This is a genomic window from Pseudomonas sp. KH_017 (genome assembly GCF_057840285.1).
Genome location: NZ_CM174509.1, coordinates 5,074,915 through 5,098,823, shown reverse-complemented (window position 1 = coordinate 5,098,823; position 23,909 = coordinate 5,074,915). Strand labels below are relative to the sequence as shown.

The following is a 23,909-nucleotide window of genomic DNA, read 5'->3' as shown; positions in this document are numbered from 1 at the left end:
TGTGGATGCGCCCTTTCTTTATAGATAGAGTTGTTCAAGATTTTTGTTTGTCGGCCGGCGCAATGCAGCGCAGCGGGCAATGTTTCAAAGAGAATTCGGAGCGAGTTATGGCAGGTCATTCCAAGTGGGCGAATATCAAGCACCGCAAAGAACGTCAGGATGCCAAGAAAGGCAAGATTTTCACCAAGTGGATTCGTGAGCTGACTGTCGCTGCCCGTCAGGGTGGCGGTGATCCGGGCTCCAACCCGCGTCTGCGTCTGGCATTGGACAAGGCCCTTGGCGCGAACATGAGTCGCGACATCATTGATCGGGCGGTTGCCCGTGGTGCTGGCGCCGCCGATACCGACGACATGGTCGAACTGACCTACGAAGGTTACGGTCCGGGCGGCGTGGCAGTGATGGTCGAATGCATGACCGACAACCGTAATCGCACCGCAGCCGCTGTTCGTCACGCGTTCAGCAAATGCGGCGGAAACCTGGGGACTGACGGTTCGGTGGCCTATCTGTTCGAACGCAAGGGGCAGATCTCTTTCGCTGCCGGCGTTGACGAAGACGCACTGATGGAAGCCGCCATGGAAGCCGACGCCGATGACGTGGTGACCAACGAAGACGGTTCGATCGACGTGTTCACCTCGTTTGCCGGGTTCTATTCCGTGCGTAACGCACTGGAAGCGGCGGGTTTCAAAGGTGACGACGCGGAAATCGTCATGTTGCCGACTACCAGCGCCGAGCTCGATCTGGAAGGCGCCGAGAAAGTCCTCAAGCTGATCGACATGCTCGAGGACCTGGATGATGTGCAAAACGTCTACTCCAATGCGGACATCCCGGAGTCGGTGGCTGCACAGCTCGGCTAAAGGGCAACAATGTCCCATGTGGGAGCGGGCTTGCTCGCGAACGCGGATTTGCAGGCAACGTTGTTGCTGAATATGAAACCGCTTTCGCGAGCAAGCCCGCTCCCACATTTGTTATTCGCTGTAATGAATTTCGTGTTTTTACTTAACCCGCAGGCGTTATGACTTTAATTCTTGGTATCGACCCCGGTTCGCGCATCACCGGTTACGGTGTGGTGCGTGATACCGGCCGTGGCTGTGAGTACGTCGCCTCCGGTTGTATCCGCACCGGTGCCGGCGAGCTGCATGAGCGACTGCAGATTGTCTATCGCGGGGTGCGGGAGATCATTCAGACTTACCATCCGGTGACCATGGGCATCGAAAAGGTATTCATGGCCCGTAACGCCGATTCCGCCCTGAAACTGGGACAGGCCCGTGGCGCCGCGATCGTGGCAGGTGCCGAGGAAAGCCTGGAAATTGCCGAATACACCGCAACCCAGGTCAAGCAGGCGGTCGTCGGTACCGGTGCGGCCAACAAGGAGCAGGTGCAAATGATGGTCATGCACATGCTCAAGCTCACCAGCAAACCGCAGATCGATGCCTCGGACGCCCTGGCCATTGCCATCTGCCACGCTCACACCCGTTCCAGTCTGTTGCCTCATGGGCTGGGAGCAGCACGCAGTCGTGGCGGGCGCCTGCGTCTCTGATAGCATCAGCAATCATTTTCATGGAGTGAGGGCATTCCGCCTGGGTTGTCGGCGGCATTCCCGCGCTCTATCAGTCGCTGGCCAAGAGCTGGCCAACGCTCAAGGATTTGTAACGTGATTGGACGTTTGCGCGGCACCCTGGCTGAGAAGCAGCCTCCCCATCTGATTCTGGATGTAAATGGCCTGGGCTATGAACTTGAAGTGCCCATGACGACCCTATACCGCTTGCCGTCGGTCGGTGAGCCGCTAACCTTGCATACCCATTTGGTCGTGCGCGAAGACGCACAGTTACTCTATGGTTTTGTCGGCAAGCGTGAGCGCGACTTTTTTCGCGAATTGATCCGCCTCAACGGCGTCGGGCCGAAACTGGCGCTGGCCTTGATGTCGAGCCTGGAAGTCGACGAACTGGTTCGTTGTGTGCAGTCCCAGGACACTTCGGCGCTGACCAAGGTCCCGGGCGTCGGCAAGAAAACCGCCGAACGCTTGCTGGTGGAACTCAAGGATCGCTTCAAGGCCTGGGAAGCCGTACCGGCCATGTTCGCCCTGGTGCCGAACCAGCCAAATGGACCGGCCCCGGTGAACACTGCCGAGACTGACGCCGTCAGCGCCTTGATTTCCCTGGGCTACAAGCCCCAGGAAGCGAGCAAGGCGGTGTCTGCGATCAAGGAGAAAGATTTGAGCAGTGAAGACATGATCCGCCGCGCCTTGAAGGGAATGATCTAAGTGATTGAAGCTGATCGTCTGATCGCTGCCACGCACAGCCCGCGTGAGCGCGAAGAAGTCCAGGACCGCGCGATTCGCCCGGTCAGCCTGGCTGAATACATTGGCCAACCGACCGTTCGCGAGCAGATGGAATTGTTCATTCAGGCCGCTCGCGGTCGTAACGAGTCCCTGGATCACACGCTGATCTTCGGGCCGCCCGGCCTGGGCAAGACCACCCTCGCCAACATCATCGCCCAGGAAATGGGCGTGTCGATCAAGAGCACCTCGGGGCCGGTGCTGGAGCGCCCCGGTGACCTGGCGGCGCTGTTGACCAACCTTGAGCCTCACGATGTGCTGTTTATCGACGAAATCCATCGCCTGTCGCCCATCGTTGAAGAGGTGCTGTATCCGGCCATGGAGGACTTCCAGCTCGACATCATGATCGGCGAAGGCCCGGCCGCGCGTTCGATCAAGCTGGATCTGCCGCCGTTCACCCTGGTTGGCGCAACGACACGGGCGGGGATGCTGACCAATCCGTTGCGAGACCGTTTCGGGATCGTTCAGCGTCTTGAGTTCTACAATAACGCCGACCTGTCGACGATTGTCAGTCGTTCGGCGAGCATTCTCGGTTTGCCGCTGGACCCGGAAGGTGCTTTCGAAATCGCCCGCCGTGCCCGTGGCACTCCACGGATCGCCAACCGTTTGCTGCGCCGGGTGCGTGACTTCGCCGAAGTTCGCGCCAAGGGCCACATCACCAAGCCGATTGCCGACCTGGCGCTGAACCTGCTGGATGTCGACGAGCGTGGCTTCGATCACCAGGACCGGCGTCTGTTGTTGACCATGATCGAGAAGTTCGACGGCGGGCCAGTCGGGGTCGACAGCCTGGCCGCCGCCATCAGCGAAGAGCGTCACACCATCGAAGACGTGCTGGAGCCGTACCTGATCCAGCAGGGTTACATCATGCGCACGCCTCGGGGGCGGGTGGTGACGCGGCATGCCTACCTGCATTTCGGTTTAAACATTCCGTCACGATTGGGCGAAATGCCCGTGGTAGACGAGCTCCTCGATGCTGCTGACGATTAATTAACGTTGCGTGCTGATTTTTTCGGGCAATGTAGGGTCCCAGGACCGTACTTTCACGAGAAAGCCGCAGAACAATGAAAAACAGTTGCCATGCCGGATTGGCAACCTGAGGAGTAAGCACTAGAGTATGCGCGCGCAAAACGGGCTTGAGCCTTTCGCACATCGCTGTCGCGTTTATTACGAGGACACCGATGCGGGGGGCATCGTGTATTACGTTAATTACCTCAAGTTTATGGAACGGGCTCGAACCGAGCGGCTACGAGATCTGGGCTTTGCCCAATCCACGCTTGTCGGTGAGGACCTGTTGTTCGTCGTGCATTCCAGCGAAGCGCGCTACCACGCGCCGGCGCGACTGGATGACGAACTGCTGGTAAGCGCTGAAGTAATCGAATTGAACCGTGCCAGCCTGCGCTTCAAACAGCAGGTAAGGCGGGCGACGGATAATGTGCTGCTCTGCGAAGGGCAGTTTCTGGTGGCCTGTGTGCGCACTGAAAGTTTGAAACCCCGGGCCATTCCCGAAGCTCTACGAGCGGCCTTTGCCGACGTGAGCGGCGCGGGTACACACTCAAAGCAGGAGATAAAGCGTGGAAGCTAACGTCGTCGACCATTCCTCCATGTGGAGCCTGGTCAGCAATGCCAGTATCGTGGTGCAACTGGTAATGCTGATCCTGGTAGCCGCATCGGTGACCTCGTGGATCATGATCTTTCAGCGCAGCAACCTGCTGCGCGCCGGTCGACGTGCCCTGGAGAGCTTTGAAGAGCGCTTCTGGTCGGGTATCGACCTGTCCAAGCTGTACCGTCAGGCCGGCAGCAATCCGGACCCTGATTCGGGCGTCGAGCAAATCTTCCGTGCCGGTTTCAAGGAATTCTCCCGTCTGCGCCAGCAGTCGGGCGTTGATCCGGAAGCGGTCATGGAAGGCGTGGCCCGTGCCATGCGCGTCGCCATTTCCCGCGAAGAAGAAAAGCTTGAGCAGAGCCTGCCATTCCTGGCCACCGTTGGTTCCGTCAGCCCGTACATCGGTCTGTTCGGTACCGTCTGGGGGATCATGAACTCCTTCCGTGGCCTGGCGACCGCCCAGCAAGCGACCCTGGCCACTGTGGCCCCGGGTATCGCCGAAGCACTGATTGCCACCGCGATCGGTCTGTTCGCCGCCATTCCAGCCGTTATCGCTTACAACCGTTTTGCTGCTCGCAGCGAAACCCTGCTGGGCCGCTACTACACCTTCGCCGACGAGTTCCAGGCGATCCTGCACCGCAAAGTGCACACCAGCGAAGAATAAGCAGGTAATTTCCAATGGCTTTAATCGCTCGAGCTCGCAAAAAGCGCAAGCCGGTCGCCGAGATGAACGTGGTGCCTTACATCGACGTGATGTTGGTGCTGCTGGTGATCTTCATGGTGACCGCGCCGATGCTCAATCAGGGCGTGAAAGTTGATCTGCCCAAGGTTTCCAGCGAAGCCTTGCCGCAGGACAACAACACCCAGGTCCTGACCATTTCCATCAAATCCGACAAGACCTACTACTGGAACCTTGGCAGCGAAGTCGACACCGAAAAGCAGCAGGATCGGGCCATGACCCTGCCGCAAATGACTGACGCGGTGACCAAGATCATTCGCGTCGGCAACGAAGGCGGCAAGCGTACCCAGGTCTTCATTCGCGGCGACAAGAGTGTCGATTACGGCTCCGTCATGGGCGCCATGGGCGGGTTGCAGAAAGCCGGGGTCGGTAATGTTGGCTTGATTACCGAGGCGCCCTGATGCAGCAACAGCGAGAGCCGTCCGCCTCGGAAAGCTACTTCTGGCCTAGTGTCTGGGCGATTGGCTTGCACGTGCTGGTGTTCGGCATGCTGTTCGTCAGCTTTGCCTTTACCCCGGAACTGCCACCGGCCAAGCCGATTGTCCAGGCGACCTTGTACCAGCTGAAATCGAAAAGTCGGGCGACCACCCAGACCAATCAGAAGATTGCCGGTGAGGCGCAGAAATCTGCTGCGCGTCAGACCGAAGTCGAGCAGATGGAACAGAAAAAGGTCGAGCAGGAAGCCGTGAAGGCTGCGGAACAAAAGAAAGAAGAGGCGGCTCAAAAGGCCGAAGAAGCCAAGAAGGCCGACGAGGCGAAGAAAGCGGACGAGGCGAAAAAGGCTGATGAAGCCAAGAAAGCCGACGATGCGAAGAAAACCGCGGAAGCCAAGAAGGCAGAAGAGAAACAATTGGCTGATATAGCCAAGAAGAAAGCTGAAGAAGAAGCCAAGAAGGCTGCTGAAGAAGAGGCCAAGAAAGCGGCCGCTGAAGAAGCCAAGAAAAAGATCGTCGAAGACGCGAAGAAAAAAGCCGCGGAAGACGCCAAGAAGAAAGCTGAAGCTGAAGAGGCGAAGAAGAAAGTCGCCGAGGAAGCGAAGAAGAAAGCTGCTGCCGATGCTGCGAAGAAGAAATCGCAGGACGCGGCGCGTAAATCCGCCGAAGACAAAAAGGCCCAGGCCTTGGCAGATTTGCTTTCCGACACGCCGCAGCGTCAGCAGGCGTTGGCCGATGAGCAGGGCGACGAAGTCGCCGGCAGTTTCGATGACCTGATTCGTGCGCGTGCAGCGGAAGGCTGGGCTCGTCCACCTTCGGCACGCAAAGGCATGACGGTCGTATTGCAAATCGGCATGTTGCCGGACGGTACGGTGACTTCGGTCAACGTGTCCAAGTCCAGTGGCGACGGTCCGTTTGACGCCTCGGCTGTTGCAGCGGTGAAGAATATTGGACGTTTGACAGAAATGCAGGGAATGAAGCCGAGTGATTTCGCTCCGTATCGTTCATTCAAGATGACATTCACACCTGAGGATCTAGCCTTGTGAGAAACCTTCTTCGAGGAATGCTGGTCGTTATCTGCTGCATGGCAGGGATGGCGATGGCAGATGAGAAAAACATTCTGGTTACCAGTGGCAGCGATCGGGCGACCCCGATCGCCGTAGTACCGTTCGGCTTCCAGGGCGGTAGCGTGCTGCCGGACGATATGGCGGAAATCATCGGTAACGACCTGCGCAACTCGGGTTACTACTCGCCGCTTCCAAAGCAGAACATGATCAGCCAGCCGAGCCAGGCCAGCGAAATCATCTTCCGTGACTTCAAGGCGCTGGGTGCCCAGTACGTCATGGTCGGCAGCATTGTTCCGGCGGGCGGTCGCCTGCAGGTGCAATACGCACTGTTCAACGTCGCCACCGAGCAGCAAGTGCTGACCGGCAGCGTGTCGGGCGGCGTCGATCAGTTGCGCGACATGGCGCACTACATCTCTGACCAGTCGTTCGAAAAACTCACGGGTATCAAGGGTGCCTTCTCGACTCGCCTGCTGTATGTAACGGCCGAGCGTTTCTCCGAGAACAACACTCGCTACACCCTGCAACGTTCGGACTATGACGGTGCTCGCGCCGTGACCCTGCTGCAGTCGCGCGAGCCGATCCTGTCGCCGCGTTTCGCACCGGATGGCAAGCGCATCGCTTATGTCTCCTTCGAGCAGAAGCGTCCACGCATCTTCATGCAGAACATCGACACCGGTCGCCGTGAGCAGATCACCAACTTCGAAGGCCTGAACGGTGCACCAGCCTGGTCGCCGGATGGCAATCGCCTGGCGTTCGTGCTGTCCAAAGACGGCAACCCGGACATCTATGTGATGAACCTGGGCTCGCGTCAGATCAGCCGCGTCACCAACGGTCCTGGCATCAACACCGAGCCGTTCTGGGGCAAGGATGGCTCGACCATCTACTTCACGTCCGACCGTGGCGGCAAACCGCAGATCTACAAGACCAGTGCCGGTGGTGGCGGTGCCGAACGCGTGACGTTCGTCGGTAACTACAACGCCAACCCTAAACTATCGGCTGATGAAAAGACGCTTGTCATGATTCACCGTCAGGATGGCTTCACCAATTTCAAGGTGGCGGCCCAGGATTTGCAACGCGGTAGTGTAAAAATCCTCACTGATAGCACTCTGGACGAGTCGCCTACTGTCGCGCCCAACGGCACCATGGTAATCTACGCCACCCGCCAGCAGGGCCGGGGAGTCTTGATGCTCGTGTCCATCAATGGACGCGTAAGGCTCCCGCTTCCTACCGCACAAGGCGAAGTCAGAGAACCTTCCTGGTCCCCTTTCCTGAACTGACGCGGCGCTATACGTTGTACTTAACACACTGGGGTTCATTAGGAGTTTCACGATGGAAATGCTGAAGTTTGGTAAATTTGCTGCGCTGGCACTGGCCATGGCTGTAGCTGTAGGTTGCTCGTCCAAAGGCGGCGACAATGCCGGTGAAGGCGCGGTAGATCCAAACGCTGGTTACGGCGCAAACACTGGTGCAGTTGACGGCTCCCTGAGCGAAGAAGCTGCACTGCGCGCTATCACCACTTTCTACTTCGAATACGACAGTTCGGACCTGAAGCCAGAAGCCATGCGCGCTCTGGACGTTCACGCCAAAGACCTGAAAGCAAACGGCGCTCGCGTTGTTCTGGAAGGCAACACCGACGAACGTGGTACTCGTGAGTACAACATGGCACTGGGCGAGCGTCGTGCGAAAGCCGTTCAGCGCTACCTGGTACTGCAAGGTGTTTCCCCAGCTCAGCTGGAACTGGTTTCCTACGGCGAAGAGCGTCCAGTTGCTACCGGCAACGACGAGCAGTCCTGGGCTCAAAACCGTCGCGTCGAACTGCGTAAGTAATTCGTCATGCGAACGTGCCGTCGTGCTGTAACTGTTCTGGCTCTCAGCCTCGCGCCGCTGGCGGTGTGGGCTGCGGTTCCTGTGGTCGATAATGACTCCGGCTATAACAATAGCGGGAGCAGTTATCCGCCTGCAGGTTACGGTACGAACGGCGCCTATGCCGGGGGAGGGGTTTCGGCCCCTGTCTCGGCACAGGGCGAGCTGTTCAACCAACTGCAATCAATGCAGCAACAGATCGAGCGCCAGCAAGGTGCGATCGAAGTTCTGCAAAATGATGTAGCGCGCATGAAGCAGGAAAACCTGGAGCGATACCAGGATCTTGATCGGCGCATAGGAACCGGCGTTGCACCAGCCGCGACTCCTGAAAATTCTTCCACCGGTGGTGATATGAATGCCGCTGGTGCAGCCGCAGGTGCGGCAGCTGGCGCAGCCGCCGCTCAAGCACCCGCCGCGGGTAGCGAGCCGGCAGATCCGGCGAAGGAAAAGCTCTATTACGATGCTGCCTTCGACCTGATCAAGGCCAAGGATTTCGATAAGGCCAGTCAGGCTTTTGCCGCTTTCCTGCGCAAATACCCGAACAGCCAGTATGCGGGCAACGCCCAGTACTGGTTGGGCGAAGTGAACCTGGCCAAAGGCGATCTGCAAGGCGCAGGTCAGGCATTTGCCAAGGTTTCGCAGCTGTATCCCAAGCACGCCAAAGTGCCGGACTCGCTGTACAAGCTCGCTGATGTGGAGCGTCGCCTGGGTCATACCGACCGGGTCAAAGGCATTCTGCAGCAGGTGGTGTCCCAATATCCGGGCACTTCCGCCGCTCAGTTGGCCCAGCGCGATCTGCAAAAAATGTAAGCCTGCTTGACCCGTTTCAAAGAAACCCGCGCTTGTCGCGGGTTTTTTCGTTAGAATTCACACCCTTTTTCTGAAACACGCTTTTTGGGATCTGCGCTTTGCCGGGGTTCCTTCAAGTGCCTGACGGAGGCGGACAGCCTGTTTAGCTGTTACGCCCGTGGCGACTATGCAAGACACATTGAGAATCACCGAAGTTTTCTACTCGTTGCAGGGTGAAACGCGGACTGCTGGCCTGCCCACTGTTTTTGTGCGCCTGACCGGTTGCCCTCTGCGTTGCCAGTACTGCGACAGCGCCTACGCGTTCACCGGCGGAACCATTCGCACGCTCGACGATATCCTCGAGCAAGTTGCCGGTTTCCGCCCACGTTATGTCTGCGTCACGGGCGGCGAGCCCCTGGCACAGCCCAACGCCATTCCCTTGCTCAAGCGCTTGTGTGACGCCGGTTACGAAGTGTCACTGGAAACCAGTGGTTCTATCGATATCTCGGCAGTAGATTCCCGGGTCAGTCGCGTTGTCGACCTGAAAACCCCGGGTTCGAAGGAAGCACACCGCAATCGCTACGAAAACATTGAGCTGCTCACGCCCAACGATCAGGTGAAGTTTGTCATCTGCTCGCGAGAGGACTATGACTGGTCCGTTTCCAAGCTGATCCAGTACGGTCTGGATCAGCGTGCCGGTGAAGTCCTGTTCTCCCCAAGTCACCATGATCTCAATGCCCGGGATCTGGCGGATTGGGTGGTGGCGGACAACTTGCCAGTGCGTTTGCAATTGCAGCTGCATAAATATCTATGGAATGACGAGCCGGGGCGCTGAAATGACTGAACAACTCAATACTGCTGAAAAACGTGCGGTCATCCTGCTGTCCGGTGGCCTGGACTCGGCGACCGTTGTGGCCATGGCGCGCGCCGAAGGCTACAGCTGCTACACCATGAGCTTTGATTACGGTCAGCGCTCTCACGCCGAACTGTACGCCGCCGAGCGTGTGGCACGGGACCTGGGTGTGGTCGAGCACAAGGTGATCGGTCTGAACCTGAACGGCATGGGTGGCTCGGCGCTGACCGACCGCAGCATCGATATTCCGGAAGAGTTGGGTGAGGGCATTCCCGTGACTTACGTGCCTGCGCGTAACACGGTGTTCCTGTCCCTGGCTCTGGGCTGGGCTGAAGTGCTCGGCGCACGGGACATCTTCATCGGCGTCAATGCGGTGGATTACTCCGGTTACCCGGACTGCCGTCCCGAGTTCATCGAGTCGTTCGAGCGTATGGCCAACCTGGCAACCAAAGCCGGCGTGGAAGGCAATGGCTTCCGCATCCAGGCTCCGCTGCAAAACCTCAGCAAGGCGCAGATCGTCCAGGCCGGCGTGAAGCTTGGCGTGGATTATGGTCTGACCGTTTCCTGCTATCAGGCCGACGATGAAGGCCGTGCGTGCGGCAAGTGCGACAGCTGCCGACTGCGTGCGGAAGGCTTTGCGGCGGCCGGAATCAGTGATCCAACCCCTTATTTTTGAATTATTTCAAAATAGGTGTTGAATAGTCCTTAAAAATCAGTATTATACGCGCCACCACACAGCGGGTCGTTAGCTCAGTTGGTAGAGCAGTTGGCTTTTAACCAATTGGTCGTAGGTTCGAATCCCACACGACCCACCATTTTTGGCGGTTTAGAAAATCCGGAAGGCCCACGCAAGTGAGGATTTCCGGGTTTTTTTTTGCCCGCGATTCAAGTCCGCTCGCTGCGGGCTGCTGCGTATGACGCAGGTCAGAATCACCTTTTGCATCCGTCGGATATTCTGTAGCCTTGCGCAGCTTCAACGCTGTCCGTGCCTGATCAATACTCACTTTCCCGGCGGTACCCTGTAGGGTCCGGAGCCGGGTGTATACTCGACTTTCGCGCGAATGCGCCTGCAGGTCTTGCGAACATGACGCAAATTTCCGAACGCCTTCTGGTTCAAGCCCACCTCGACGCCAAGCAGCCCAAGCCGCTGACTGCCGATGAAGAGGCTTATTACCGTGCTGCCATCGCTGCCGAGCTCAAGGCTCAGGACGCGGTGCTGGTGGCCCACTTCTATTGTGACCCTGTCATTCAGGCGCTGGCCGAAGAGACGGGCGGTTGTGTCTCCGACTCGCTGGAAATGGCTCGTTTCGGCAACGCCCATCCGGCCAAGACCGTGGTCGTCGCCGGCGTGAAGTTCATGGGTGAGACCGCCAAGATCCTCAACCCGGAAAAACGCGTGCTGATGCCGACGCTCGAAGCGACCTGTTCGCTCGACCTGGGTTGCCCGGTGGACGAATTTTCCGCGTTCTGCGATCAACACCCGGAGCGCACGGTGGTGGTGTACGCCAATACGTCGGCTGCGGTAAAGGCCCGGGCGGATTGGGTGGTGACTTCAAGTTGTGCGCTGGAGATCGTCGAAAGCCTGATGGACAACGGCGAGACCATCATCTGGGGCCCGGACAAGCACCTGGGGACCTACATCCAGCGCCAGACCGGTGCCGACATGCTGCTGTGGGACGGTGCCTGCATCGTTCACGAAGAGTTCAAGTCCAAGCAGCTTGAAGACATGAAGGCGCTGTACCCGGATGCGGCGATTCTGGTGCACCCGGAGTCGCCGACATCGGTGATCGAACTGGCGGACGCTGTTGGCTCCACCAGTCAGTTGATCGCGGCGGCACAGAACCTGCCGAACAAGACGCTGATCGTTGCGACCGACCGCGGCATCTTCTACAAGATGCAGCAGCTGTGCCCGGACAAGGTCTTTATCGAAGCCCCTACGGCGGGTAACGGCGCGGCGTGCCGCAGTTGTGCGCATTGCCCGTGGATGGCCATGAACACCCTTGAGCGCACGCTCAAGGCGTTGAAGGAAGGGTCGAACGAGATCTTTGTCGACCCGGCGCTGATCCCGCAGGCGATTCGCCCGCTCAAGCGCATGCTTGATTTCACTGCTGCGGCTCGGTTGAAGCTCGCGGGTAACGCCTGATCTCTATCAGGCCGTTCACAAAAAAACTGTGGGAGCGGGCTTGCTCGCGAAGGCGGTGTGTCAGTCAACATTGATATCGACTGACACACCGCCTTCGCGAGCAAGCCCGCTCCCACATTGGTTTGTGTGTTCCGGAATTATTTGGTCTTCTTCGGAATCCGCACCAGTTCGGTATTGGAGTAGATGTCATGCCAGCTGCGTTTTTGCTTGTCGAACAGCGACCAGAAGAATCCCAAGCCAACGCAAAGCAGCGAAGCAATCGACACCACAAAGCGCAGCAGCGCCTGCCACAGGCTGATGGACGAGCCATCGGCATTCTGCACGCGGATGCACCAGACCTGCATGCCCAGCGTCTGACCGGACCAGGTCCAGAATTTGGCGAAGAAGCCGAATAATACGAACAGCAGCACTGTGGAGAGCAGGGGATCGCCGTCCAGCGCACCCGCTTCGGTCAGGGTGCGCATCCTTTCTTCGCCGATGATCGCCATCTGGATCATCTTGTAGATGCCGCTGGTGACGATCAGCAGGGCGGTGCACAGCAGGAAATCATAGAACATGGCTGCCAGACGACGACCCAGGCCAGCGGCAGGAAAGTCGCCCTGGGGGGTAAGCAGGTGTTTCGACATGGCAGGCTCTCGGCGGAAAAAGAAGCCATTTTACGGATTTACGCGCACAAAAAAGCCCCTGATGTCAGCATCAGGGGCTTTTTCGTTACAGAAGATCAGGCTTCTGCTTGTACTTCGTCAGCCTGCATGCCTTTCTGGCCCTGCACGGCGATGAAAGTCACTTTCTGGCCTTCTTTCAGGCTCTTGAAGCCGTTGCCCTGGATGGCGCGGAAATGCACGAACAGATCCGGACCGCTTTCAGGAGTGATAAAACCAAAACCTTTCTCGTCGTTAAACCACTTGACGGTACCGCTCTGACGTTGGGACATTTCTTATTTCCTTTGACGCAAAAAATTAATGACAGTCTCCTTCTCATGAAAGAGTACTGGGGCTGGTTGCAGGAGAGTAAGAAGACGTCGAACGGGATGTAGCTAACTTGTAGGCTACTGCCCAGGTCACGATTCCAAGCGACCCATGCAAACACAGTGAACAAACTCTACGCCAACTACGGGAGAAAAAACAAGCCCCGTGAAGGCCCCGTATTTCCTCAGGTTGATGGCAAAGTCAGTCCACTAGCGGGGGCTTATTCCCTAGTGTTGTTCAATTGTTTTCGATCGTTATAAGCAAAGTTCATAATCGAAGCTTATAGCCAAACGATGCACTGTTATATGGCGGTTGCGTTACACATTAGTGCACCGTTAACGCAACCGCGTTACTTATAGGAACATTCAATCAGCCGCGATAGTAGCGTTGTGGAACAAATGGCATTTTGCTTACAAGCAAAGGCACCTTTTTCCCACGAACGATCGCCCAAACCGGTGTGTCCAGTGCGATGTAAGCGCTGTCGACGTAACCCATGGCCAGTGGACCGCCCAGGGTTGGCCCGAAACCGCCGCTGCAGACGCTACCGATGATGTCGCCGGCTTCGTTGACGATCTCGGCGCCTTCACGCACGGGTGTACGTTCCTGTGGTAGCAGACCTACACGTTTGCGGTTCACGCCTGCCTGTTGCTGGGCGAATACAGTTTCGGCGCCAGGGAAGCCACCGGCCCGTGCACCATCGGCGCGACGTGGCTTGGAGATCGCCCACAACAGGCTTGCTTCGATCGGGGTGGTGTCGGTGTTCATGTCGTGGCCGTACAGGCACAGGCCGGCTTCCAGACGCAGGGAGTCGCGAGCGCCAAGGCCGATGGCGGCCACTTCCGCTTCAGCGAGCAGTGCGCGAGCCAGGGCTTCGGCGTTGGCGGCGGGTACGGAAATTTCGTAGCCGTCTTCACCGGTGTAACCCGAACGGCTGACAAAGCAGTCCACGCCCAGCAGCTTCACGCGGGCGAACTGCATGAAAGTCATCTTCGCAACTTCCGGGGCCAGGCGTGCCAGCACGGTTACGGCAGCGGGGCCTTGCAAGGCGAGCAGGGCACGTTCTTCGAACAGCGGCTCGATCGTGCACTGGTCGCCAATGTGCTTGCGCAGGTGCGCCAGGTCCTGGTCCTTGCAGGCGGCGTTGACCACCAGGAACAGTTCGTCATTACCCAGGTTGGCGACCATCAGGTCATCGAGGATACCGCCCGTCGCATTGGTGAACATGGCGTAACGCTGCATGCCCACCGGCAGGTCGATGATGTCCACCGGCACCAGGGTTTCCAGAGCCTTGGCGGCATTGGTGCCGGTCAGGCGGATCTGGCCCATGTGCGAGACATCGAACAGCCCTGCCTGGTCGCGGGTGTGCTGGTGTTCTTTCATCACGCCCAGCGGGTACTGCACGGGCATGTCGTAGCCGGCGAACGGCACCATGCGCGCGCCAAGTTCGATGTGCAGTGCGTGCAACGGGGTTTTCAACAGTTGTTCGGTGGACATATTCAGCTCCTGAAGAAGGGTGCAGATGAGCGCGCATCAGCACTCGATAATGTTGACCGCCAAACCGCCACGGGCGGTTTCCTTGTATTTGCTTTTCATGTCGGCGCCGGTCTGGCGCATGGTGCGAATGACCTTGTCGAGGGAAACGAAGTGTTGCCCGTCGCCGCGCAGGGCCATGCGCACGGCATTGATGGCCTTGACCGAGCCCATGGCGTTGCGCTCGATGCAAGGCACTTGCACCAGCCCGCCAATCGGGTCGCAGGTCAGTCCGAGGTTGTGTTCCATGCCGATTTCCGCGGCGTTCTCCACTTGTTGCACAGTGCCGCCAAGTACTTCGCACAAGGCACCGGCGGCCATCGAGCAGGCGACGCCGACTTCGCCCTGGCAGCCGACTTCGGCGCCGGAGATCGAGGCGTTTTCCTTGTACAGAATGCCGATGGCCGCGGCGGTCAGCAGGAATCGCACCACGCCGTCGTCATTGGAGCCCGGGATAAAGCGCATGTAGTAGTGCAACACTGCTGGAATGATCCCCGCCGCACCGTTGGTGGGCGCCGTTACGACGCGCCCGCCGTTGGCGTTCTCCTCGTTGACGGCCAGCGCGTAGAGGTTGACCCAGTCGAGCACCGACAGCGGGTCGCGCAACGACGATTCCGGGTTCTTGCACAATTGCCGATGCAGCGCGGCGGCCCGGCGCTTGACCTTCAGCCCGCCGGGCAGGATGCCTTCATTGCGGCATCCAGCGGCGACGCAGTCCTGCATCACTTGCCAGATTTTCAGCAGGCCGACGCGGGTTTCCGCTTCAGGGCGCCAGGCACTTTCGTTGGTCAGCATCACCTGGCTGATCGACAGCCCGTATTTGACGCAATGACCGAGAAGATCCTTGGCACTTTTGAACGGAAAGGTCAGGGGGGTGGCGTCTTCGACGATGCGATCGGCGCCGGCGGCGTCCTCATCGACCACAAAACCGCCGCCGACCGAGTAGTACTCGCGGCTGCGGATCTGCAGGCCCGCCGCGTCGAAGGCGCGAAAAATCATGCCGTTGGGGTGATAGGGCAACGGTTTGCGAATCATCGCCAGGTGTTCTTTCTCGTTGAACGCAATGCTGTGTTCGCCGAGCAGGTTCAGGCGGCCGTTGCTGCGAATCTCTTGCAGGCGCGCGGCGACGGTTTCGGTGTCAACGGTGTCCGGGTGTTCGCCTTCCAGGCCCAGCAGCACAGCCTTGTCACTGCCGTGGCCTTTGCCGGTGGCGCCGAGCGAGCCGTACAGCTCGACCTTGACGCAGGTGGTGGCCGTCAGCAGCCCTTCACGGCGCAAGCCTTCGACGAAACGCGCAGCGGCGCGCATCGGGCCGACGGTGTGGGAGCTGGAGGGGCCGATGCCAATCTTGAACAGGTCGAACACGCTTAACGACATGGTGGTTCTCCGGTTTCTTGTTATTAGATATCGACGCAAATCTTGTGGGGAGACTGGACCCTGTGGGAGCGGGCTTGCTCGCGAAGGCGGCGTAACAGGCAGTACATCTGGCGCCTGACACACCGCCTTCGCGAGCAAGTCGGATCGCCGCACCGCCGCTCCCACAAAGGGAATGCGGTGTTCTTGACAGTGGGGGCGAGTAAACCCGCCCCCTCATTCGTTTAAGCGTAGCTTTCGATCGACGGGCAGGCGCAGACCAGGTTGCGGTCGCCGAACACGTTGTCGACGCGACCGACCGGTGGCCAGTACTTGCCTTCGATCAGCGACGCAACCGGGTACACCGCTTGCTCACGGCTGTACGGGTGCGACCACTCGCCCACCAGCTCCTTGGCGGTGTGCGGAGCGTTTTTCAGCGGGTTGTCGTCCTTGTCCAGGGTGCCGTTTTCCACTGCGCGGATTTCTTCGCGGATGCGGATCATGGCGTCGCAGAAGCGGTCCAGTTCTTCCTTGGATTCGCTTTCGGTCGGCTCGATCATCAGCGTGCCGGCCACCGGGAACGACATGGTCGGCGCGTGGAAGCCGAAGTCGATCAGGCGCTTGGCGACGTCATCGACGCTGATGCCGCTGCTGTCTTTCAGTGGACGCAGGTCGAGGATGCACTCATGCGCCACCAGACCGTTGCTGCCGGTGTACAGAACCGGGTAGTGCTCTTCGAGGCGACGGGAAATGTAGTTGGCATTGAGGATCGCCAGCTGCGAAGCACGCTTGAGACCCGCGCCACCCATCATACGAATGTACATCCAGGTGATCGGCAGAATGCTCGCGCTGCCGAACGGTGCCGCGCAAACGGCGCCTTCCTTGCGCTCCATCTGTGCGTGGCCCGGCAGGAATGGTGCCAGGTGCGATTTCACACCGATCGGGCCGACGCCCGGGCCGCCACCGCCGTGGGGGATGCAGAAGGTCTTGTGCAGGTTCAGGTGCGAAACGTCGCCGCCGAACTTGCCCGGGGCGCAGAGGCCGACCATGGCGTTCATGTTGGCGCCGTCGATGTACACCTGGCCGCCGTTGTCATGAACGATGCCACAGATTTCGCGGATGCCTTCTTCGAACACGCCGTGGGTCGACGGGTAGGTGATCATCAGCGCGGCGAGGTGTTCGCGGTGCTCGATGGCCTTGGCGCGCAGGTCTTCGATGTCGACGTTGCCGCGGGCATCGCACGCGGTGACGACCACGCGCATGCCGGCCATGTTGGCGGTGGCCGGGTTGGTGCCGTGGGCCGACGACGGGATCAGGCAGATGTCGCGACGGTCTTCGCCACGGCTCTGGTGGTAGGCACGGATCGCCAGCAGACCTGCGTATTCACCCTGGGAGCCGGCGTTCGGCTGCAAGGATACCGAGTCGTAGCCGGTGGCAGCGCAAAGCATGGCTTCCAGTTCGTCGGTCAGTTGCTGGTAGCCAGCGCTTTGTTCGGCCGGGGCGAACGGGTGCAGGGCGCCGAACTCGGCCCAGGTCACCGGGATCATTTCGCTGGCGGCGTTGAGTTTCATGGTGCACGAACCCAGCGGGATCATGGTGCGGTCCAGCGCCAGGTCCTTGTCCGCCAGTTTGCGCAGGTAACGCATCAGCTCGGTTTCCGAGTGATAGCGGTTGAACACCGGGTGGCTGAGGATCGGCGACTGACGCACCAGCGTAGCCGGGATGGCGCTGACGACCGAGACGGCGAGGGCGGCGAAGTCCGGCAGGGCCTTGCCGTCGGACAGCAGGCTCCACAGGGTTTCAACGTCGGCTTGAGTGGTGGTTTCGTCCAGGGACAGGCCCAGGCGCTCACCATCGACCATGCGCAGGTTGATGCGCTGGGCGTGTGCCTTGTCGTGCAGGGCGGCGGTTTGCGCGCCGGTCTTCACGGTCAGGGTGTCGAAGAAGCTCGCTTGCTCGACGCTCAGGCCCAATGCGCTCAAGCCTTTGGCCAGGATTGCAGTCAGATGGTGCACGCGATTGGCGATCTGCGTCAGGCCTTTTGGACCGTGGTACACGGCGTACATGCTGGCGATGTTGGCCAGCAGTACTTGCGCGGTGCAGATGTTGCTGGTGGCTTTCTCGCGACGGATGTGTTGCTCGCGGGTCTGCATGGCCAGGCGCAGGGCCGGGTTGCCGAAACGGTCTACGGAAACACCGACCAGACGGCCCGGCATGTCACGCTTGAACGCGTCCTTGGTGGAGAAGTATGCCGCGTGCGGGCCGCCGAAGCCCAGCGGCACGCCGAAGCGTTGTGCACTGCCGATGGCCACGTCGGCGCCGAATTCGCCTGGCGCGGTCAGCACGGTCAGGGCCAGCAGGTCGGCAGCCACGGCAACGAGGGCGTTGGCGGCGTGGAAGCGTTCGGTCAGCTCGCGGTAATCGAATACGTCACCGTTGCTCGCCGGGTATTGCAGCAGTGCGCCGAAGAATGGCGTCACGTCAGTCAGCTCGCGCTCGTCGCCAACCACCACGTCGATGCCCAAAGGCTCGGCACGGGTGCGCAGCACGTCGAGGGTCTGCGGGTGGCAATGCACGGAGGCGAAGAAGGCGTGGCTGCCCTTGTTCTTGCTCAGGCGTTTGCAGAAGGTCATGGCTTCGGCAGCCGCGGTGGCTTCGTCCAGCAGCGAGGCGTTGGCGATCGGCAGGCCGGTGAGGTCGCTGATCAGGGTCTGGAAGTTCAGCAGCGCTTCGAGACGGCCCTGGGAAATTTCTGGCTGGTACGGGGTGTAGGCGGTGTACCAGGCCGGGTTTTCCAGCAGGTTGCGCAGGATCGGCGACGGCGTGTGGGTGCCGTAGTAACCCTGGCCGATGAAGGTCTTGAACAGCTGGTTTTTAGTCGCGATGGACTTGATCAAGGCCAGGGCATCTGCTTCGCTCAGGCCGTCTTCCAGGCCGAGGACGCTGGTGCCCTTGATGCTGTCGGGAATCACGCTGGCGCTCAGGGCTTCCAGGGAGTCGAAACCGAGGCTGTTGAGCATCGCTTGCTCGTCACCGGCGCGCGGGCCGATGTGACGGGCGATGAATTCGTTGGCGGTGCTTATGTTAACAACGGCAGGATTGATCTGGGTCATCTCAGTGCTCCTCAGGCTTCGGCTTGGGCTTTGATCAGGCGGTCGTAGGCGTCCTGATCCAGCAGTTGAGCGACTGCCGAGGCGTCGCTTGGCTGGAAGCGGAAGAACCAGCCTTCGCCCAGCGGATCTTCGTTGACCAGTTCAGGGCTGCTGTCCAGCGCCGGGTTCACTTCCAGCACTTCGCCGTCCAGCGGCATGTACACGCCGCTGGCAGCCTTTACCGATTCCACGGTGGCGGCTTCGGCGCCTTTGTCGTAGGACTGCAGCTCAGGCAGTTGAACGAAAACCACGTCGCCCAGGGCGTTCTGTGCGAAAGCGGTGATGCCGACCGTGACGCTGCCGTCAGCTTCGGTGCGCAGCCATTCGTGATCTTCAGTAAAACGCAACTCGCTCATGGAAACTCCTAAGGGGCCAGACTCGTCTGGTGGACGCGATTGAATGCTTGGGCAATGCCCGGGTTATGGGGGAGTACATAGCAAGAACGCGGCCAACGTTGTTTTTCTTGTTATTGGTCAATGATTTAGGTGATTTCGACAAAGGCTGAAATTCAATCCTTGTAGCGAAATCGATACGGTATATGTCAATGATAAAAGCCGAGGTGGATCAAAGCCTTGCACAGCCGTGATCGGAGAGGGGTGTAGCGATATCGTTCCGCTGTAGCGCTTTCAGTACAGGTGGAGGTCGTTTTTGGAGTGGGGTTTTGAATGCAGCGCAAAATTACTGTGGGAGCGGGCTTGCTCGCGAATGCGGTCTGTCAGGCAGCATCGATATCGACTGATACACCGCCTTCGCGAGCAAGCCCGCTCCCACAGTTTTGTTCGGTGTCAGGCCTTGCTCGGAATCCCGTACTTGCGCAACCGATGGGCAATCGCCGTGTGGGAGGTTTGCAGGCGGGTCGCCAGTTGCCGGGTCGAGGGATAGCTGGCATAGAGTTTTTCCAGCAGGGTTTTCTCGAACTCGTCCATGGCCTGTTCCAGGCTGTCGACGTCATGGTCGCCCTGGCGGGCCACCGAGGTGCCGGCGATGTCGAGGTCGCCGATGTCCACCAGGCTGCTTTCGCAAATCGCCGCGGCACGGAAGATCACGTTCTGCAATTGCCGTACGTTGCCCGGCCAGCGGTTGCCCAGCAGCGCCGGGTAAGTGCCCGGCGCCAGGCGACAGATCGGTCGCTGGATCTGCGCACAGGCTTGTTGCATGAAGTAGCGGGCCAGCAGCAGGATGTCCTGGCCGCGTTCGCGCAGGGGTGGCACTTCAACGTTGAGGACGTTGAGGCGATAGAACAGGTCTTCACGGAACAGCCCTTCGCTGACCATTTTTTCCAGGTCGCGGTGGGTGGCGCTGAGGATCCGTACGTTGACCTTGACCTCACGGTCACCGCCGACCCGGCGAAAACTGCCGTCGTTGAGGAAGCGCAGCAATTTGGCCTGCAAATACGGCGACATCTCGCCGATTTCATCGAGAAACACCGTGCCCTGGTTGGCCAGCTCCATCAGCCCCGGCTTACCGCCCCGTTGTGCGCCGGTGAAAGCGCCGGGGGCGTAGCCGAACAGTTCACTTTCGGCGAGGTTCTCCGGCAATGCCGCGCAGTTCAATGCCAGAAAGGGTGAACTGTGCCGGGCGCTGATGGCGTGGCAGGCGCGGGCCACCAGTTCCTTGCCGGTGCCGGTTTCGCCCTGGATCAGCAGCGGTGCATCGAGGGCCGCCACCCGCTGGGCGCGCGCCTTGAGGGTGCGGATCACCGGAGACTCGCCGAGCAGGGCATCGAAACCTTCGGCGTGGTCATGGTGCAGCGCGGAAAGGCGTTCGCCGATGCGGTTCGGTTGGTACAGCGTCAGCAGGGCACCGGCGTCGGTGATCGGCGTGGCGTCGAGCAACAGGGTCTGGCCGTTGACGGTGATTTCCCGCAGCGGCAGGCGAAAGCCGTGTTCGAGCAGGGCGTCGAGCAAGGCCGGGTCGGCAAACAGGTCGCCCACGCTTTCACCGTTCGGTTCGCGGCCGTACAGGGCGATCAGGGCCGGGTTGGCCAGCAGCACCTTGCCGTCGCTGTCCAGTGCCAGCACCGGGTCGGTCATGGCTGCCAGCAAGGCGTCGAGCTGCAAGTGCCGGCGCTGGCCGGGCAGGATGTCGACCACCGTCACCGCTTGCACGCCACGCACGCTGAACAGGGCATCGCGCAGTTCCTCGAGGACTTGCGGGCTCAGGGTCGGGGCGTCGATATAAACATTGGGCGGGACCATCTCCACCGCATCCAGGTTCAGATTGCGCCCACCGAGCAGGGCCAGGACTTCCTGGGTGATACCGACGCGGTCGATGAAACTGACGTGGATACGCATGGGGCGGTCTTGGGGTCTGCAGTGCGAAGGGTGGCAAGTATGCCTTGGGGCGGGCTAATGGTGAAATTTTGAAACGGTTTTGCAAGTGCCCATCGAACCAATGTGGGAGCGGGCTTGCTCGCGAAAGCGTCGTGTCAGACACCATCGTTGGCGACTGATACACCGCTTTCGCGAGCAAGCCCGCTCCCACAGTAGATTGTGGTGAATCAGTTATTCCAGGTGCTCGGGTTTGACCGGGTCGCCCGATTTCATGTTCAACTGCACCCGCACATCTTCGAACATTGCGTCGTAATGCTTGTGGATCGAACCGATGTTGCTATGGGTTTTCGGGATGCCATGCTTCTCGGCAATCTTGGTGACGTTGCTGGCGAAGTTGTAGGCCATGTCCTTGGGCAGGAAGAACGACTCGCTCATGTCCTTGTTCTGAATGCTGCCGTGCATCTTGAACAGCATCCCTTTGCCTTCCTTGGGATCCTGGCTGACTTCATAGTCGAGGTAGATGTTGTAGCTGACGTCATCCTTGTTCAGCGCGTGTCGCTCGATGTGCAGGTGACCCGGCTCGAACGTTGCCATTGTTGACTCTCCTTCAAAAGATCTTGAATCAGGACAGGCCTCAGGCCTGCCCCGATGTTTCGTTTACTGATAGCTGATGCCCGGTGTCGCCGTACTGATGCGCGTGCCGGCCTTGCCCTGGACAATCGCTTCGATGTCCGCGAGCGAACCGATCACTGCGACTTTTCCAGTATGGCGCGCGAATTCGCAGGCTGCCTGCACCTTCGGTCCCATGGAGCCGGCGGCGAAGCCGAGTTTTTCCATTTCGTCGGGGTGCGCCTGGGCAATGGCTTTCTGCGTGGGTTTGCCAAAGTCGATGAACGCGGCGTTGACGTCGGTGGCGATCACCAGCAGATCGGCTTCAAGCTGTTCGGCCAAAAGTGCCGAGCACAGGTCCTTGTCGATAACCGCTTCGACGCCCTCGAGTTTGCCAGGCGAGGTATACATGGTCGGAATGCCGCCGCCGCCGGCGCAGATCACAATGCTGCTTTTTTCCAGCAGCCATTTGATCGGACGGATTTCGAAGATGCGCTTCGGTTTCGGGCTGGCGACCACGCGGCGGTATTTGTCGCCATCCGGGGCAATGGCCCAGCCTTTCTCGGCGGCGAGTTGCTCCGCCTCGGCCTTGCTGTAGACCGGGCCGATGGGCTTGCTCGGGTTCTTGAAGGCCGGGTCATTGGCATCGACTTCGACCTGGGTCAGCAGGGTCGCGAAGGGCACTTCGAAGTCCAGCAGGTTGCCCAGTTCCTGTTCGATGATGTAGCCGATCATGCCTTCGGTTTCGGCACCGAGCACGTCCAGCGGATAGGGCGAAACCGAGGTGTAGGCCGCCGCTTGCAATGACAGCAGGCCGACCTGAGGGCCATTGCCATGGGCGATGACCAGTTGGTTGCCGGGATGAATCTTGGCGATCTGTTCGGTGGCGATCCGGATGTTGGCGCGCTGGTTGTCAGCGGTCATGGGTTCGCCCCGGCGGAGCAGGGCATTACCGCCCAGAGCAACGACGATACGCATGGTGCAGTCCTTCTAAAAGAGAAGTCACAAACAACTCGATCTCCCGGTTGGAATCGGGCCAGTGTGGGAGCGGGCTTGCTCGCGAAGACGGAGTGTCAGTCGACATCATTGTTGTCAGACACACCGCTTTCGCGAGCAAGCCCGCTCCCACATTGACCGCGTTGCGTCAGTGGGAGCGAGTCAGCCGTTAGAGATCAGCCAGTGTCGACACCAGAATCGCCTTGATGGTGTGCATGCGGTTTTCCGCTTGCTCGAAGGCGATGCAGGCTGGCGACTCGAACACGTCATCGGTCACTTCGATGCCGTTCTTCAGGTGCGGGTACTGCTCGGCAATCTGCTTGCCGATCTTGGTGTCGCTGTTGTGGAACGCCGGCAGGCAGTGCATGAACTTGGTGCGCGGGTTGCCGGTGGCTTTCATCAGTTCGGCGTTGACCTGATACGGCAGCAGTTGCTGGATGCGCTCGGCCCAGGCTTCGACCGGCTCGCCCATCGACACCCACACATCGGTATGGATGAAGTCCACGCCCTTGACCGCCGCTTTCGGGTCTTCGGTGAGGGTGATGCGCGCGCCGCTTTCTTCTGCGTACTGTTTGCAGCGAGCCACCAGGTCGTCCGCCGGCCACAGGGCTTTTGGCGCGCAGATACGCACATCCATGCCGAGCTTGGCGCCAATCAGCAACAGGGAATTACCCATGTTGTTGCGCGCGTCGCCCAGGTAGGCGTAGCTGATCTCGTGGATCGGTTTGTCGGCGTGTTCACGCATGGTCAACACGTCGGCGATCATTTGCGTCGGGTGATATTCGTCGGTAAGGCCGTTGAACACCGGCACGCCGGCGAATTTGGCCAGTTCCTCGACGATTTCCTGCTTGAAGCCACGATACTCGATGGCATCGTACATGCGCCCGAGCACGCGGGCGGTGTCCTTCATGCTTTCCTTGTGGCCGATCTGCGAGGAGTTCGGGTCGATGTAGGTGACGTTGGCGCCCTGGTCATAGGCTGCGACTTCGAACGCGCAGCGGGTGCGGGTCGAGGTTTTTTCGAAGATCAGCGCGATGTTGTTGCCCTTGAGATGCTGCTGTTCGGTGCCGGTGTACTTGGCACGCTTGAGGTCGCGGGACAGGTCGAGCAGGTAGCGCAATTCGCGAGGGGTGTGGTGTTCCAGGCTCAGCAGATTGCGGTTATGGATATTGAACGCCATTTTGGATCTCCTAAGGTGAACA

General features: G+C 59.6%; 24 protein-coding genes and 1 tRNA gene. 15 read left to right on the top strand and 10 right to left on the bottom strand.

The window, feature by feature from the left end; all coding sequences use genetic code 11:
- The first annotated feature begins 107 nt into the window (after positions 1-107).
- The 15 genes from AC3IT6_RS23165 to nadA all read left to right on the top strand — a co-directional run bounded on the left by AC3IT6_RS23165 (position 108) and on the right by nadA (position 11,826).
- Complete coding sequence (locus AC3IT6_RS23165) at positions 108-854, top strand: YebC/PmpR family DNA-binding transcriptional regulator (RefSeq protein WP_046042206.1); 747 nt, start codon at positions 108-110, stop codon at positions 852-854.
- 158 nt (positions 855-1,012) lie between these two features.
- The gene (gene ruvC, locus AC3IT6_RS23160; protein ID WP_008015799.1) at positions 1,013-1,537 is read left to right on the top strand and encodes a crossover junction endodeoxyribonuclease RuvC; all 525 of its coding nucleotides are present in this window, start codon (positions 1,013-1,015) and stop codon (positions 1,535-1,537) included.
- Between the two features lie 114 nt (positions 1,538-1,651).
- Positions 1,652-2,260, top strand: coding sequence for a Holliday junction branch migration protein RuvA (gene ruvA / locus AC3IT6_RS23155; RefSeq protein ID WP_489353063.1), 609 nt, complete (start codon positions 1,652-1,654; stop codon positions 2,258-2,260).
- Positions 2,261-3,322: a Holliday junction branch migration DNA helicase RuvB gene (gene ruvB / locus AC3IT6_RS23150; RefSeq protein ID WP_489353061.1), complete on the top strand. Its 1,062-nt coding sequence runs from the start codon at positions 2,261-2,263 to the stop codon at positions 3,320-3,322.
- 127 nt (positions 3,323-3,449) lie between these two features.
- On the top strand, positions 3,450-3,917 hold the full coding sequence (gene ybgC, locus AC3IT6_RS23145) for a tol-pal system-associated acyl-CoA thioesterase (protein ID WP_489353059.1): 468 nt from the start codon (positions 3,450-3,452) through the stop codon (positions 3,915-3,917).
- The gene (tolQ, locus tag AC3IT6_RS23140; RefSeq protein WP_007897030.1) at positions 3,907-4,602 is read left to right on the top strand and encodes a protein TolQ; all 696 of its coding nucleotides are present in this window, start codon (positions 3,907-3,909) and stop codon (positions 4,600-4,602) included. The genes ybgC and tolQ overlap by 11 nt, the downstream gene beginning before the upstream one ends.
- A 23-nt stretch (positions 4,603-4,625) precedes the next feature.
- The gene (tolR, locus tag AC3IT6_RS23135; RefSeq protein ID WP_162135951.1) at positions 4,626-5,078 is read left to right on the top strand and encodes a protein TolR; all 453 of its coding nucleotides are present in this window, start codon (positions 4,626-4,628) and stop codon (positions 5,076-5,078) included.
- Positions 5,078-6,157: a cell envelope integrity protein TolA gene (gene tolA / locus AC3IT6_RS23130; RefSeq protein ID WP_150726711.1), complete on the top strand. Its 1,080-nt coding sequence runs from the start codon at positions 5,078-5,080 to the stop codon at positions 6,155-6,157. Before tolR ends, tolA begins: the two co-directional genes overlap by 1 nt.
- Positions 6,158-6,174: 17 nt before the next feature.
- Positions 6,175-7,455, top strand: coding sequence for a Tol-Pal system beta propeller repeat protein TolB (gene tolB / locus AC3IT6_RS23125; protein ID WP_191624928.1), 1,281 nt, complete (start codon positions 6,175-6,177; stop codon positions 7,453-7,455).
- A 52-nt stretch (positions 7,456-7,507) separates the two neighbouring features.
- Positions 7,508-8,005, top strand: coding sequence for a peptidoglycan-associated lipoprotein Pal (pal, locus tag AC3IT6_RS23120; RefSeq protein WP_003178634.1), 498 nt, complete (start codon positions 7,508-7,510; stop codon positions 8,003-8,005).
- Between the two features lie 6 nt (positions 8,006-8,011).
- On the top strand, positions 8,012-8,851 hold the full coding sequence (ybgF, locus tag AC3IT6_RS23115) for a tol-pal system protein YbgF (protein ID WP_223446715.1): 840 nt from the start codon (positions 8,012-8,014) through the stop codon (positions 8,849-8,851).
- A 166-nt stretch (positions 8,852-9,017) separates the two neighbouring features.
- On the top strand, positions 9,018-9,665 hold the full coding sequence (gene queE, locus AC3IT6_RS23110) for a 7-carboxy-7-deazaguanine synthase QueE (protein WP_007995628.1): 648 nt from the start codon (positions 9,018-9,020) through the stop codon (positions 9,663-9,665).
- A gap of 1 nt (position 9,666) precedes the next feature.
- A complete protein-coding gene (queC, locus tag AC3IT6_RS23105; protein ID WP_489353056.1) occupies positions 9,667-10,359 on the top strand; it encodes a 7-cyano-7-deazaguanine synthase QueC in 693 nt (230 codons plus the stop codon).
- Between the two features lie 63 nt (positions 10,360-10,422).
- Positions 10,423-10,498: transfer RNA gene (locus tag AC3IT6_RS23100), tRNA-Lys, on the top strand.
- 269 nt (positions 10,499-10,767) lie between these two features.
- Complete coding sequence (nadA, locus tag AC3IT6_RS23095) at positions 10,768-11,826, top strand: quinolinate synthase NadA (RefSeq protein WP_489353054.1); 1,059 nt, start codon at positions 10,768-10,770, stop codon at positions 11,824-11,826.
- A gap of 137 nt (positions 11,827-11,963) precedes the next feature.
- Here nadA and AC3IT6_RS23090 read toward each other — a convergent pair whose 3' ends face one another.
- The 10 genes from AC3IT6_RS23090 to AC3IT6_RS23045 all read right to left on the bottom strand — a co-directional run bounded on the left by AC3IT6_RS23090 (position 11,964) and on the right by AC3IT6_RS23045 (position 23,887).
- Entirely contained in the window at positions 11,964-12,452 is a 489-nt protein-coding gene (locus AC3IT6_RS23090) for an RDD family protein (protein ID WP_057713522.1), read from the bottom strand.
- 95 nt (positions 12,453-12,547) lie between these two features.
- Complete coding sequence (locus tag AC3IT6_RS23085) at positions 12,548-12,760, bottom strand: cold-shock protein (protein WP_007977299.1); 213 nt, start codon at positions 12,758-12,760, stop codon at positions 12,548-12,550.
- 403 nt (positions 12,761-13,163) lie between these two features.
- Positions 13,164-14,288: a glycine cleavage system aminomethyltransferase GcvT gene (gene gcvT / locus AC3IT6_RS23080; protein WP_489353052.1), complete on the bottom strand. Its 1,125-nt coding sequence runs from the start codon at positions 14,286-14,288 to the stop codon at positions 13,164-13,166.
- Positions 14,289-14,324: 36 nt separating this feature from the next.
- Positions 14,325-15,701: an L-serine ammonia-lyase gene (locus AC3IT6_RS23075; protein WP_489353050.1), complete on the bottom strand. Its 1,377-nt coding sequence runs from the start codon at positions 15,699-15,701 to the stop codon at positions 14,325-14,327.
- A 221-nt stretch (positions 15,702-15,922) separates the two neighbouring features.
- Positions 15,923-18,790, bottom strand: a complete 2,868-nt coding sequence (gene gcvP, locus AC3IT6_RS23070; protein ID WP_489353048.1) for an aminomethyl-transferring glycine dehydrogenase — start codon at positions 18,788-18,790, stop codon at positions 15,923-15,925.
- Positions 18,791-18,801: 11 nt separating this feature from the next.
- Positions 18,802-19,185: a glycine cleavage system protein GcvH gene (gene gcvH, locus AC3IT6_RS23065; RefSeq protein ID WP_008047373.1), complete on the bottom strand. Its 384-nt coding sequence runs from the start codon at positions 19,183-19,185 to the stop codon at positions 18,802-18,804.
- Positions 19,186-19,614: 429 nt separating this feature from the next.
- A complete protein-coding gene (locus AC3IT6_RS23060) occupies positions 19,615-21,123 on the bottom strand; it encodes a sigma-54-dependent transcriptional regulator (RefSeq protein ID WP_489353046.1) in 1,509 nt (502 codons plus the stop codon).
- A gap of 210 nt (positions 21,124-21,333) precedes the next feature.
- Positions 21,334-21,696 (bottom strand): DUF5064 family protein, encoded by a 363-nt coding sequence (locus AC3IT6_RS23055; RefSeq protein WP_489353044.1) that lies wholly within the window; start codon positions 21,694-21,696, stop codon positions 21,334-21,336.
- Positions 21,697-21,759: 63 nt separating this feature from the next.
- Positions 21,760-22,689 (bottom strand): carbamate kinase, encoded by a 930-nt coding sequence (gene arcC / locus AC3IT6_RS23050; protein WP_150754446.1) that lies wholly within the window; start codon positions 22,687-22,689, stop codon positions 21,760-21,762.
- Positions 22,690-22,876: 187 nt separating this feature from the next.
- Positions 22,877-23,887, bottom strand: a complete 1,011-nt coding sequence (locus AC3IT6_RS23045; protein ID WP_046042231.1) for an ornithine carbamoyltransferase — start codon at positions 23,885-23,887, stop codon at positions 22,877-22,879.
- Between the last annotated feature and the right edge of the window lie 22 nt (positions 23,888-23,909).